Annotated in this window: 14 protein-coding genes; 12 read left to right on the forward strand and 2 right to left on the reverse strand. The window is 51.5% G+C overall.

Annotation, left to right across the window (positions count from 1 at the left end; translation table 11 throughout):
- Window positions 1–6: 6 nt before the first annotated feature.
- Window positions 7–753 (reverse strand): ParA family protein, encoded by a 747-nt coding sequence (locus EP25_RS0111600; RefSeq protein WP_031434041.1) that lies wholly within the window; start codon window positions 751–753, stop codon window positions 7–9.
- The gene (locus tag EP25_RS0111605; RefSeq protein WP_031434042.1) at window positions 750–2291 is read right to left on the reverse strand and encodes a CHAD domain-containing protein; all 1542 of its coding nucleotides are present in this window, start codon (window positions 2289–2291) and stop codon (window positions 750–752) included. Before EP25_RS0111605 ends, EP25_RS0111600 begins: the two co-directional genes overlap by 4 nt.
- A 303-nt stretch (window positions 2292–2594) precedes the next feature.
- On the opposite strand from EP25_RS0111605, the gene EP25_RS0111610 reads away from it, so the two are divergent.
- The 12 genes from EP25_RS0111610 to EP25_RS0111665 all read left to right on the forward strand — a co-directional run bounded on the left by EP25_RS0111610 (window position 2595) and on the right by EP25_RS0111665 (window position 12918).
- Window positions 2595–4586: an HDOD domain-containing protein gene (locus EP25_RS0111610; RefSeq protein ID WP_031434043.1), complete on the forward strand. Its 1992-nt coding sequence runs from the start codon at window positions 2595–2597 to the stop codon at window positions 4584–4586.
- Window positions 4587–4662: 76 nt separating this feature from the next.
- Entirely contained in the window at window positions 4663–4887 is a 225-nt protein-coding gene (locus EP25_RS0111615) for a hypothetical protein (protein ID WP_031434044.1), read from the forward strand.
- A 46-nt stretch (window positions 4888–4933) separates the two neighbouring features.
- A complete protein-coding gene (locus tag EP25_RS0111620; protein ID WP_031434045.1) occupies window positions 4934–5470 on the forward strand; it encodes a TRAP transporter small permease subunit in 537 nt (178 codons plus the stop codon).
- A complete protein-coding gene (locus EP25_RS0111625) occupies window positions 5471–6853 on the forward strand; it encodes a TRAP transporter large permease (protein ID WP_031434046.1) in 1383 nt (460 codons plus the stop codon).
- A complete protein-coding gene (gene lptM / locus EP25_RS22975; protein WP_084191024.1) occupies window positions 6850–6984 on the forward strand; it encodes an LPS translocon maturation chaperone LptM in 135 nt (44 codons plus the stop codon). The genes EP25_RS0111625 and lptM overlap by 4 nt, the downstream gene beginning before the upstream one ends.
- A 2-nt stretch (window positions 6985–6986) precedes the next feature.
- Window positions 6987–8234, forward strand: a complete 1248-nt coding sequence (lysA, locus tag EP25_RS0111635) for a diaminopimelate decarboxylase (protein ID WP_031434047.1) — start codon at window positions 6987–6989, stop codon at window positions 8232–8234.
- A gap of 23 nt (window positions 8235–8257) precedes the next feature.
- Window positions 8258–9085, forward strand: a complete 828-nt coding sequence (gene dapF, locus EP25_RS0111640) for a diaminopimelate epimerase (RefSeq protein WP_031434048.1) — start codon at window positions 8258–8260, stop codon at window positions 9083–9085.
- A complete protein-coding gene (locus tag EP25_RS0111645) occupies window positions 9082–9759 on the forward strand; it encodes a DUF484 family protein (protein WP_031434049.1) in 678 nt (225 codons plus the stop codon). Before dapF ends, EP25_RS0111645 begins: the two co-directional genes overlap by 4 nt.
- Window positions 9760–9767: 8 nt before the next feature.
- Window positions 9768–10667 carry a tyrosine recombinase XerC gene (xerC, locus tag EP25_RS0111650; protein WP_031434050.1) on the forward strand — a complete coding sequence of 300 codons (900 nt, stop codon included), beginning with the start codon at window positions 9768–9770 and terminating at the stop codon, window positions 10665–10667.
- A 222-nt stretch (window positions 10668–10889) separates the two neighbouring features.
- Window positions 10890–11906 carry a DUF2333 family protein gene (locus tag EP25_RS0111655; protein WP_031434051.1) on the forward strand — a complete coding sequence of 339 codons (1017 nt, stop codon included), beginning with the start codon at window positions 10890–10892 and terminating at the stop codon, window positions 11904–11906.
- 4 nt (window positions 11907–11910) lie between these two features.
- A complete protein-coding gene (locus EP25_RS0111660) occupies window positions 11911–12228 on the forward strand; it encodes a DUF4389 domain-containing protein (protein WP_031434052.1) in 318 nt (105 codons plus the stop codon).
- Between the two features lie 120 nt (window positions 12229–12348).
- A complete protein-coding gene (locus EP25_RS0111665; RefSeq protein WP_235185887.1) occupies window positions 12349–12918 on the forward strand; it encodes a DUF882 domain-containing protein in 570 nt (189 codons plus the stop codon).
- The last annotated feature ends 4 nt before the right edge of the window (window positions 12919–12922 follow it).

Here is a 12922-nt window from a genome sequence, read left to right on the forward strand (position 1 = left end):
CGCCCCCTAGCCATCCAGCAAAGACTCGATTTCCCGCCACAATGCCCGATAAGCCTCGGTCGAGCGGCTTTTCCTGACAAAACCGTGAACCGGCATGCGTTCTAGCCCCATGCGTTCGATATCGCTGGCATAGGGGATCACCGTCGTCAGCAATTCGGGGTATTTCTCCGCCAAATGTTCCATGATGTCGCGATGCATTTTTTTTCGCCGGTCGGCCATCGAAAAGAAAGGCATCAGCGTCAGATTTTTCAGCTTGTTGTCCTTAATGAATTTTTTTAATTGTTGCAAGGTTCTTATCGACAAGGTCGTCGGAATGATCGGCGACAATAAAACATCGGCCGCCTCGAACACGGCCTCCGACAACAGCGAAATGTTGGGAGGACAATCGAGGAAAATATAATCGTACTCCTGGGACAAGGGCTTCAGCAGCTTTTGTAGCCGCCGAGTAGGTTTTTTGCGGGCATCCAAAACCAGGTCCAGATTGCGAAAGGAAAAATCGGCCGGCAACAGGTCCAAATTGTCGAAATCGGTCCCTTTGATCAAGCCATCGAGTTCGCGCTCGCCGGCGATCAATTCCCGGCTGCCGCCTTTAATCTTGGGCTTGATGCGGAAATAATAGGTACTGGCCCCCTGCGGATCCAAGTCCCAAAGCAGCGTGTTATGGCCTTGCTCCGCGACCAAATAGGCCAGATTCACCGCCGTCGAGGTTTTGCCCACGCCTCCCTTGATATTATAAGCGGCAATAATGGTCATGCAGCTCCTCCTTTCCCGGCAAACAACTCGGCGAATGCCGCTTGATTTTGCTCCTGCTGGAATTGTTCGAAGCGGCCGGCAAATTCCTTTCGCGCCTCGTCTCTTTTTTGTTTCAGGTTCTGCACCAACACCCCCATGGCGATGAACGTATCGGCCGGCGCCTGCTCGGCCATCATTTCCTCGGCGAATGTCTTCAAGGTTTTCTCCTGTACTTCATAATCCTGAAAATCTCCGAGAATATCCTGAAAATTCTTCAAAGCCTTGATCATTTTGCCGATTTTTTTCGCGGGGTAGAGGCTCTGGAAAAATTCCATCAGGTAGCGCAATTTCTTACAGGTTTTACGCAAGGCATGCAGCGCTTCGGCCGGCGATTGCTCATCGATAGCGTTGCCTTCTTTCAAGACCCGTTGATAGACCTTCCAAATCCGTTTGTCGGCAACCTGCTTGATCGGCAATGTTGCATTGTTTTCCGCCGGTTTTTTCGCCGGCGTTTCCTTAAGGTAATCCTCCCACGCCTGCAGTTTACTCAAGTAGGCGGGCGAGCGAAGTTTCGCCGCCAATTCCTGTTGGGCGTTCTGTTGCTTACGCCGGATAAAATCCCGCAGAGGTTCGATATCCTTTCTCATGTCGGGCGGCAAGCTTTGCTGATAATTGGGGAAGTGCAGCAGATAGACATCCATATCGCGCGGCAGACCGGTGATTTGCCCCAACCAGGCAAAATAATCGGCAAATTGTCTAGTAGCCTCTGCCGGCAAAATATTTTTTAATTGACTCAAGCCGGCCCGAGTTCTTCTGACGGCGACCCTGAAATCGTGCAAAAATTCGCTGTCGACATTAGCAATCGTGCCGCCTTCGTTGATTTTAATTGTCCTCAACAACGAGCTGTAAATATATTTGCAGGATATATCGGCACGCATCTTGGGATCCAATTGCAGCGTCAGTTTGGAAGAGTAATCTTGCGGCCGACGCCCTTGCAGTTTCAACGCGGCGTTTAACAGCGTTTTTTTCGGGACCTTTAATTCGATTTTTTTTTCTAACAGGTTGCCGATTCGTCTCGCCGCCTTGTCATAGCCCCTGATGGGCTGCACATAAATACGCGCCGGCAACAATTCGTAATCCTCGAGTATCAGGCGCACCGTGGTTTTACGTTCCTTGTTCAAGATATTGATGCGATAGGCCCGATAAGACAAGGAGGTTAACGACTGTAGCGCCCGCATCTCCAGAATCGGTTCCAGCATTGTTCTAATCTTCTGATCGTCGAAATCAGCGGCAAACGTCGGTACTTCATCCAGCAGCGCGGAGACGATTACTTGGCCATCCTTTAGATGAACGAAATTCAGTAGCGACGAGGATTTCGATTGATTCAATTCGCACAGCATGCCTGCATTGAAAAGCCGCCAATCGAAACTGTCATAAAACTTTTTCAGCGAATACTCTTGCGTTGCGATTTCCAAATCGGTTTTGTTGCCGAGTTTGGAAATAAACTTTTCTGCCTTGAGGTTTTCAGGCAATTCATAGCATAAATTGGTCGCGGACATGTCTATGTATGGATAAAAACTCGCCCGCCATGAGAGCAAAAGATGTCGGGCCAACAGGATAACCTTTCGATTTATATTATTTTGATCGACTTCACTATCATACCATGGTGATATTGAAAAAATTATGACAAGAACGGCCTATACTTTGCTCTAAACTTTATTTCCCGCTTTGTTTCAAGCGAACAAGCTGGGAGGCCGAAACTATTTCTCCCCACACCATGAGCTTATGCTATATATGCTAGGGAAGTCATGGAAAAATCAGCCATGCCATGTTTTTAATTAGGCTTTTACTTTCATTCCAACATGAACAGCGCGTCGCAAGATAACGACATACTTAAAGATAGCGTCTATCTGATCCTGGCCCAGCAAAGAGAGCTGTTGCCGTTGATTCCAGCCGCGGCCGTCAAATTACTTAAACTGATTAACGATGATAACGCCGATGTCAGAGACTTAACCACGGTAATCGAAACAGAACCGGCGCTGGCTACCGAAATACTCAAAACCGTCAATTCGGCGATGTACCGTTTCCCCCAGGAAATTACTTCGTTACCGCAAGCGATCACTTTGCTCGGTTTTTCCTGCATCCATAACTTGGCGCTCAAACTATTGTTTTACAACACGCTGATTAAAGACCAAAGCAGCAAGCGTTTCGATCTGTTGTTTTTCTGGCAACACTGTCTGTTTGTCGCCTCACTCAGCGCCAAACTCGCCGAGAAAATGAATTACCCCGACCCGGAAATTCTTTATACGGCTGGCTTGATACACGACATTGGAAAATTGGTGCTGGAGAATTACGGTATCATCAATTACAGCAATTTCATCGGTAATTACGCTCAAGATACGCCGTCATTATTGAAAAGCGAACTGGATTTCTATGGCGTAACCCACGAACAGGTGGGCTATGTTTTTTGTCGCGATTGGCAATTGCCGGAGATCATTACTGCGGTAGCCGCTTATCATAATTCCGACGAAATCGCCGACAATCTATCCGTCAAATACAAAAAAGAAATCGCTATTGTCGGATTCGCCAATTATTTGGCCTGGCTGCATGGCATCGGTTCCTTTGTCTCTAATACACCACCGCATTTACCAGCCACGGTTCTTGAAATCATCCCGTTGCAAGAAATCGATTTGGAAGATTTACTCGAACATGTCGACCGCGACATGCAACAAACCGCACAATTTTACGGCATCGTTTTCCCCGGACTCAATCAACTGCGCGCCAACTTGGTTCACACCTCGATTGCTCTAAGCCAAACGAATTCAACCATGCACTTACCGGTAGAGCAAAAGCGCCCGGAAGATCCGATTAACTTTCTTAACAATCTGACCATCCCCCATCAGAGCCTGAATCCCGAGATTTTCATTCCGCGTACTTTGCAGGCTATCGGCGAAACTTTCGGATTGGATCGGGTGCTGATGCTGAATATGACGGCTAAGCAACGCAGTCTGATGGCAACCTATTTCTGGCCGGAAAGCGAAAGCGCCGAACACTTCGAAATCAAGCTGGAACACATGGTCGGCGACTTGGTGACTTGCCTCAGAACACAGCAGGCCGACCTGATTTCCGGCCGCTTCAATAAAAATACAAAATTGCTTACGCAACTTGGGGTCGATGAATTCATTGCCATTCCGGTTCTACGCAATAATCGCATCACCGGTTTACTCTATGCCGATAATATCCGCAGTAAAAACCACATCCCGACCCAAATCCTACCTAAAATCACGCCGATAGCCAATGAACTCGGTTCGGCCTTGCACAATGCCAAACAATTCGAGGAAGAGAAATCCAAGGCTAAACGCGACCCGCTGACCGGCCTGTCCAACAAAAGGATGTTGATCGATTATCTGGAAACCATTTTTCAGGAAGAAACGAAAAACTTAAGCCAAATTGCCGTCGGTTTTCTCGATATCGATTACTTTAAGGTGCTCAACGATAACTGCGGACATCAAGCGGGCGACGTGGCTTTGCAGATTGTCGCCGATATCCTACGCGAGATTACCCGTAGCGGCGATTTCGTCGGCCGTTACGGCGGCGAGGAGTTTCTGTTCGTATTGCGCAATAGCGGTCAATCCGGGGCTTATCAATACGCGGAAAGACTGCGTCAAAAAATCGAGGCAAAAGGCATCGCGTTACGCCATCGCTTTCGCAATCAAGCACTCACGGTCAGCATCGGTATCGTGATGTACCATCCCAAGTATAAAAATTATCAAGAATTGGTCGATGCCGCCGATAAAGCCATGTATCAGGCCAAAAAAGGCGGACGCAATAGAGTCGTAATCCTCAACAATTGATTGTCGACAAATCGCCGCCTGGCCTTCGGCGGCATCACAACGGCCGTTTATTTTGGTCATTGGTTACAAAACGCTTATGCAACCGGTCACACTCCCCAACCCCATCCGCATTCTGTGCAGCAGCCTGGCTTCCTGGTGGCTTGCCCACAGCATGAATCCCGGTTTTTTCGCCGTGGCCACCATGCTGTTATTGATGATTCCGCTATGGGCGACCGAATTATTACTCAGTCTGGCACAGACCGCGCATACACCCAATAAGAAAGCGACCGACAAAGATTCCGTGAAGGAAAATACAGCTTGATCGGGTTTTCGGTTAAAATTAGCGAATTTTTCCAATCGGTTGTCCTATGTCCTGCTGCATCACCTTCAGCAAGCGCTGCATCTGTTTTATCGACCAGATCAACGAATGGATCGGCAAAAGCGTCGCCTGGCTGACATTAGGCATGGTCCTTGTCACCTTTGTCATCGTCGTCCTTCGTTACGCCTTTGATTTAGGCTGGGTTTCCTTGCAAGAATCGGTCGCTTACATGCATGCACTGGTCTTCATGCTCGGCGCGGCCTACACCCTTAAACACGACCGCCATGTCAGGGTCGATATTTTCTATCAGCGCTGTGGCGCAAAGACACGCGCCTGGATCGATTGCCTGGGCTCGTTATTGCTGCTTCTGCCGGTCAGCGTTTTTATCATCTGGAGCAGTTGGGAATACGTGGCCGACTCCTGGCGAATTTTGGAAGGTTCGCGCAATTCCGGCGGACTGCCCGGCCTGTTTTTGTTGAAAAGCTGTATCATCGTCATGGCCGTCTTGCTGATCCTACAAGGACTCGCCCAATTTGTTCGCAACCTGCTGATCGCATTGGGGCAAAATTCACGGGAGGCGCAATAAATGGACAACAGCATGGCTTTATGGATGTTCGCGGCGGTCTTCGTCGTTCTCTTGACCGGCTACCCGGTCGCCTTCGCCCTGAGCGGCACCGCGCTGCTATTCGCCGGTGTCGGTATACAATTCGATCTGTTCGACTCCGCTTTTTTAAGCGCCTTGCCCAATCGTCTGTTCGGCATCATGAACAACCAAACTCTGATCGCCGTGCCTTTATTTGTATTCATGGGCGTGATGTTGGAACGGGCGCGCATCGCCGAGGACTTGCTGGAAACGATGGCGGAGCTGTTCGGCTCGCTCCGTGGCGGTCTCGGCATCGCGGTGACACTGGTCGGCATGCTGATGGCGGCCAGCACGGGTATCGTCGGCGCCACGGTCGTCACGATGGGGCTATTGTCGTTGCCGACGATGCTACGCAATCACTACAACCCCGCCATCGCCTGCGGCACGATATGCGCCTCCGGCACTCTGGGCCAGATCATTCCACCCTCAATTGTTTTGGTATTGCTCGGCGACGTCATTTCCACCGCCTATCAACAAGCGCAACTGAATATGGGGGTGTTCGCCCCGGAAACCGTGTCGGTGGGCGACCTGTTTGCCGGCGCGCTGCTACCCGGACTGGCCCTGGTCTTTCTTTACCTGCTCTATATTTTCCTGACGGCCTGGCTGTCGCCGACCGCGATGCCGGCGCCCGACCGAAAACCGAGAGAGAACGGCTTTTACCTGCGCGTGACTAAAAGCCTGGCGGCCCCTTTGCTCTTGATTGTCGCGGTATTGGGTTCAATCATGGGCGGACTGGCGACGCCGACCGAGGCCGCCTCGGTCGGCGCGACCGGCGCCATACTATTGGCGCTGATCAAGCGTCAACTGAACCGGCAAAGATTGCTGGACGTCATGCAGAGTACGACCCAGGTCACCAGCATGGTATTCATGATCCTGATCGGCGCCGCCTTGTTTTCCCTGGTGTTCCGTGGATTCGAGGGCGAGGAGCTGATCGTCGATCTACTGTCCGATCTGCCCGGCGGTCAATTCGGCGCGATGTTCTGCGTCATGCTGGTGATGTTTCTGTTGGGATTCGTGCTGGACTTTATCGAAATCACCTTCGTCATCGTGCCGATCGTCGGACCGGTGTTGCTGGAAATGGGCCTGGACCCGGTATGGCTGGGGATCATGATCGCGATCAACCTGCAAACATCCTTCCTGACACCGCCCTTCGGTTTCGCCCTGTTCTATTTGCGCGGCGTGGCGCCGGCGGAAATCAGCAGCGGGCAAATCTACCGCGGCGTCGTTCCGTTCATCGCCATTCAATTACTAATGCTGGGCATCCTGGCATTCTGGCCGCAATTGGCCACCTGGCTGCCCGAACTGATTTATAGCGAAAATCCATGAAAGATAAGTTACTCCTGGCCGTATTTATTTCGGCCCTCGTACTGCAGGCTTGCGGCCAAACCGGGCCGCTTTATCTGCCTGACGAAAAGCCCCCCATTTATGTTCCCGAAGAGCAAGAGGAAGACCAATAACGATGGATCATTTCAATTACCGCGACCAGCGCTTGTTTGCCGAAGATGTCGCCGTCGCCGAAATCGCCGAGCGCTACGGCACTCCCTGCTACATCTATTCCCGCGCCACGCTGGAACGGCACTGGCGCGCCTTCGACCAGGCATTTGCCGGCCATCCCCACTTAATTTGCTATGCGGTCAAGGCTAATTCCAACATCGCCATCCTGAACCTGCTGGCCCGCCTGGGTTCCGGCTTCGATATCGTGTCACAGGGAGAATTGGAACGGGTGCTGGCCGCCGGCGGCAGCGCCGATAAAATCGTCTTCTCCGGCGTCGGTAAACGAGAAGACGAAATACTGGCCGCCCTGAAAGCGGGGATTCGCTGCTTCAACATCGAAGTCAGCGGCGAACTGGACCGCATCAACCGTCTCGCCGGAGAACTGGGCGTCATCGCACCGGTTTCCTTCCGGGTCAATCCCGATGTCGACGCCAAAACCCATCCCTATATTTCGACCGGCCTCAAAGAAAACAAGTTCGGCATCGACATACAGCAAGCCTTGCACGAATACCGCCGAGCCGCGCGAATGTCCAATATCGAAATCGCCGGCATCGATTGCCATATCGGTTCCCAATTGACCGAAACCCGTCCCTTCCTGGACGCCCTGGAACGCGTACTGGCCGTAGTCGATGCACTGCGGGCGGAAGGCATCGAACTCCGGCATCTCGACCTGGGCGGCGGCTTGGGCATTTGCTACAAAGACGAACAGCCGCCGCAACCGGCGGAATATGTCGGAGCCGTGTTGGACAGGCTGGCCGGACACGATCTTGAGACTTTGCTGGAACCGGGCCGCGCCATTGCCGGCAATGCCGGCATCCTGGTGACCCGGGTGGAATATCTGAAACCGACTGCGGAAAAGAATTTCGCCATCGTCGATGCGGCGATGAACGACCTGGTGCGCCCTTCCTTATACAGCGCCTGGCAAAACATCATTCCAGTCCAACAAGGCTCCAGCTCCGAGTTGGCAAACTGGGACATCGTCGGTCCGGTCTGTGAAACCGGCGATTTTCTCGGCAAGAATCGAAGCCTCAGTCTCGAGCCGGGCGACCTGCTGGCGGTGCGCTCCTCCGGCGCCTATGGCTTTACCATGAGTTCCAATTACAATTCCCGTCCGCGCGCTGCCGAAATCATGGTCGATGGCTCGACAACGCATCTGATTCGCGAACGCGAATCGATCCCGCAACTGTGGGCAGGCGAACACTTACTTCCGTAAACTAATCAGGCGTGACCGCAGCGATGATTCATTTCACCAAGATGCACGGACTCGGTAACGACTTTGTCGTTATCGACGCCATTAATCAACGGCCTTTCTTAACCGTCGAGCAAATCCGTTTCATGGCCGACCGCCATTTCGGCATCGGTTTCGACCAGCTTTTGTTAGTGGAAAAACCGGTCAGCGACAATGCTGATTTCAAATACCGGATTTTCAATGCCGACGGCAGCGAAGTCGCCCAATGCGGCAATGGCGCCCGTTGTTTCGCCCGTTTCGTTCACGACAAGCAATTGACCGACAAAACCGATATCACGGTCGACACCGACGCCGGTCAATTATTGCTGCACCTGGACCAGCAAGGTTTTGTGACCGTAAACATGGGTATTCCAAGGCATGATCCGAAACAAATTCCGCTCAAAGCCGAGGAAGAATCTCGTTTTTATACCGTCACCGTCAACAATAGCGAAAAAGCTTTCGGCGCCGTGTCGATGGGCAATCCCCACGCGGTATTGCAAGTCAACGATATACGCACGGCGCCGGTGGCCGAACTGGGCGAAGCATTGGAAAGTCACACTTTTTTTCCAGAACGAGCTAATATTGGCTTTATGCAAATCATCGACCGGCACCATATCAAATTACGCGTTTACGAACGCGGTGCGGCGGAAACATTGGCCTGCGGCAGCGGCGCCTGCGCCGCCGTGGTGATCGGTATAGAACAAACTCTGCTGGACCCCGACGTCAAAGTAGAATTACCGGGTGGCGAACTGCAAATTCACTGGTCAGGCCGTGGCCATCCGGTATTGATGACCGGGCCGGCCGTCACCGTATTCGAAGGACAAATTCAACTATGACCGAACTTCAAGAGGCGATCAGCGCCGAGCAGGTGGAATCCTACCTGGAAACGCATCCGGACTTTTTTCACGACCATCTGGAGTTGCTGGAAAACCTCAGTATCCCGCACCCTAGCGGCGACGCGATTTCATTGATTTCCAAACAATTGGAAATATTTCGCAGCAAACACCAGGAACTGGAAAACCAGCTTAGCGCACTGATTGAAATCGCGCGGGAAAACGACACCGCCTTCAGCCGCATGCACGAATTAACACTGGCGATGCTGGAGGCGAAAACGCTAGAGCAGGCGATGAATAACTTGGATCAGGTCTTGTCGGAATGTTTTTTGACGGACTTCATCACGCTTAAAATCATTAGCGAAAAACAAGCTCCCGTTAACGCCGATATTTTTGTTGCTCCGGATGACGACAATCTCAAACACTTCCGCGAGGAATTGACCCAGAATCAAGCCAAATGCGGCCGCCCCACCCTGGCGCAGGCGCGCTTTTTATTCGGCGACGCGGCACTCGAAGTCAAATCCTGCGCCATCATTCCGATGGCATTCAATGACCTGGTGGGTCTGCTGGCAATCGGTAGCCGCGACGAAAATCGTTTTCACTACAGCATGGGCGACCTGTTTCTGACCCAGATGAGTGAAATCATCGGTACCCGTCTGATTTCCCTACTGAACTGACGATCTCTATGCATGCCGAAGCGGAAAGCGCGTTGCAATCTTTCCTTCAGACCCTGCAAGTCGAAAGGCGCGCCTCGCCCCACACCATTGACAACTACCATCGAGACCTAAAACGCTTACGGGATTTTTGTGAAAGCCGCCAACTCCATCAATGGTCGGAACTGCAATCCGCCGATATACGCCAACATGTCGCCGCCCGTCATCGCAACGGCATCGGAGGCAAAACACTGCAGCGTGAGCTGTCGGCGATGCGTAGCTTTTTCAATTACTTATTGAAAAAGAACCTGGTAGCGCAAAACCCGGCCAAGCTGGTCCAGGCACCTAAAGCCGCCCGCAAGCTACCGAAAACACTGGATGTCGACCAAGTCAGCGGCATGCTCGACCGCCACGCCGACTCGGTTCTGGAAATTCGCGATCTGGCCATGTTCGAATTGTTTTATTCCTCGGGTTTGCGCCTGAGCGAACTGACGGCCCTCGATGTCGCCGATATCGACCTGGACGAACGGTTGCTGCGAGTACGGTTCGGCAAGGGCGGCAAACAGCGTATTTTACCCGTAGGCGGTAAAGCGATCCAAGCGCTGGAACAATGGCTGGCCCACCGTCCGGCGCACGACGACCCGGCCCTGTTTACCTCCTCAAGAGGAAACCGCCTCGGTCAACGCAATATACAACAACGCCTCCGACGCTGGTGTCAGAAAGTCGGCCTGCCGGAACATGTTCATCCGCATATGCTACGCCATTCTTTCGCCAGCCATTTATTGGAATCCTGCCAAGACATCAGGGCCGTACAAGAACTGCTTGGGCATAGCAATATCGGCACGACGCAAATCTACACTCATCTCGATTTCCAACATTTAGCCGAGATTTATGACAAAACTCATCCCCGAGCCCATAAAAAAACTCGTTAATCTTGTAATCAATCGTTGTTTTTTATAAAGTTGATTCAATAGCGAATTTACGGGCCGTCCTTTGCCATTAATCGCAAAGTCCCGCCTCATCGAGCCAAAAACAAATGCAATTTTCTGCATAGCCTAATAAAAGGAAAACATGCTACTATGGCAATCATTTTTTTGGGGAAAATGTAATATCTTTTCGTTTGCACTTCACTTCCAGCGCAGGATTAACAATAAATGACAGACAACACTTCAGACCATGAAGATGCCAAGTCGAAGGGAATTTTATGGGCCTTTGGCAGCTTCCTTGGCATTGTTCTGCTGATTCTTATCATTCTTGGCGAATGGTGGGGAAGAGAACCCGGCCAATTCAACGTTCAGGAAGAAGCGATCAAGCGTATGGAAGTCACGCATACCGACCAAATGCCGGTTGGCTATGTTTATGCCAACACGCTGGCTCATATTGCCGAAGTATTGATGTATAAACCCGGCGGTTATATTTCCAACGACGTCGCACCGCCCGGCGTATTACTGGACAATATTCAGAATTGGGAACATGGCGCGCTCATCATGTTGCGCGACGCCACCACCGCCTTGCGCAACCATTTCGCTCGCGACCAATCGCAATCGGCCGAGGACAAGGACCTGGCCAAGGCGGAACCTTATTTTTATTACGAACGTAATTCCTGGGCCCTACCCTCCACCGAATCGGAATACCAGAAAGGGATCGATTCGCTGCATGACTACATGATCCGGCTGCAAGACCCTAACGTCAGAAATCCTGCCCAGTTTTATTCCCGCGCCGACAACCTATGGCAATATATCGAAATCGTCATTAAGCGTCTGGGCGGACTCTCCACCCGCCTTGCCGCCAGTACCGACCAATTCGCCGGCGCGGCGCACGGACCGCCGACCGACCCGATCGACATCCAAACGCCTACCTTAGGGCAAACCCCCTGGCTAGAAATCGACGATGTTTTTTACGAAGCCCGCGGAGCCAGTTGGGCGCTGTTGCACATTCTGAAAGCCGTCAAACATGATTTCGCCGACATTCTGCTAGACAAACGGGCGATGAATACGGTCGATATCATGATTCATTCGATGGAAAACGCCTTGACGCCGATTCTGAGCCCAGTGGTATTGAATGGCGATGGTTTCGGCATTTTCGCCAACTATTCCTTATCCATGGCCAATTACATCTCGCGCGCCAATGCAGCCGCGCTGGATTTACGCGACATCATGAACCGAGGTTAAAGTCATGCAGGAACAAATCAACGAAAACCTGAAAAAAACCAGCACCTGGAAGCGTATTTTCTTCATGCTGATTTACACGGTCATCGTTGGCCTGGTCAGAATTCTGTTGTGGGCCGTCATCCTGCTGCAAATCGCCTCGACCTTGCTGACCGGCAAATGCAATGAAAACATCCTCAGCTTCGGCAGCAGCTTGGCGGCATATCTCTACCATATCCTGATGTTCTTGACCTTCAACACCGAAAAATTGCCCTTCCCGTTTTCGGACTGGCAATTAACCCAGGAAATGAAACTTCCCAACCTCGATGAAAAGAAAGAGCCTTAATTCTTTCTTAAGTTAGACAACCTATGATTGCTTGACAAAAAAATTAAATTCAGTTTACTCCACAAATAACATCATTCTGCTATTGTTATTCTCACTGGATTTGCAATTTAAGCGTCTAACATGAACCAAAACAGTTTTATGCCCCCTACTCCATTAAGCCGCCGTCAATTTTTGCGCGGTGTTTCTTTCACTGCGGCAGCCATGGCATTTCCAAGCCTGGCTTCGGCGACCATCAAGAAAAGACACCCGGCAAAACATTTAGCTTTCGAAAACCTACATACCGGCGAACAACTGTCCGTCACGTATTTTGAAAACGGCCATTATGTAAATGGTGCCTTGAAGGAAATGAATAACTTGCTGCGCGACCATCGCTCCGGCGACGTATTCGCGATGGACCCATCACTGTTCGATCTGCTCCATGAATTACAACAGAACCTTGGAGTTCGCCGGCCGATTCAGGTCATTTCCGGTTATCGCTCGCCCGCAACCAATGCCCGACTGCAGAAACAAACCAGCGGAGTGGCGACTAAAAGCCTGCACATGCTGGGAAAAGCGATCGATATCCGCATGGACAGGGTGGACAGTAAAATCATCCAGGAAGCGGCCATTGCGATGCAGCGTGGGGGCGTGGGTTATTATCCGGAATCGGATTTCGTCCACGTCGATACCGGTCGAGTAAGACACTGGTAAGACA

It is taken from the genome of Methylomarinum vadi, assembly GCF_000733935.1.
GTDB lineage: Bacteria > Pseudomonadota > Gammaproteobacteria > Methylococcales > Methylomonadaceae > Methylomarinum > Methylomarinum vadi.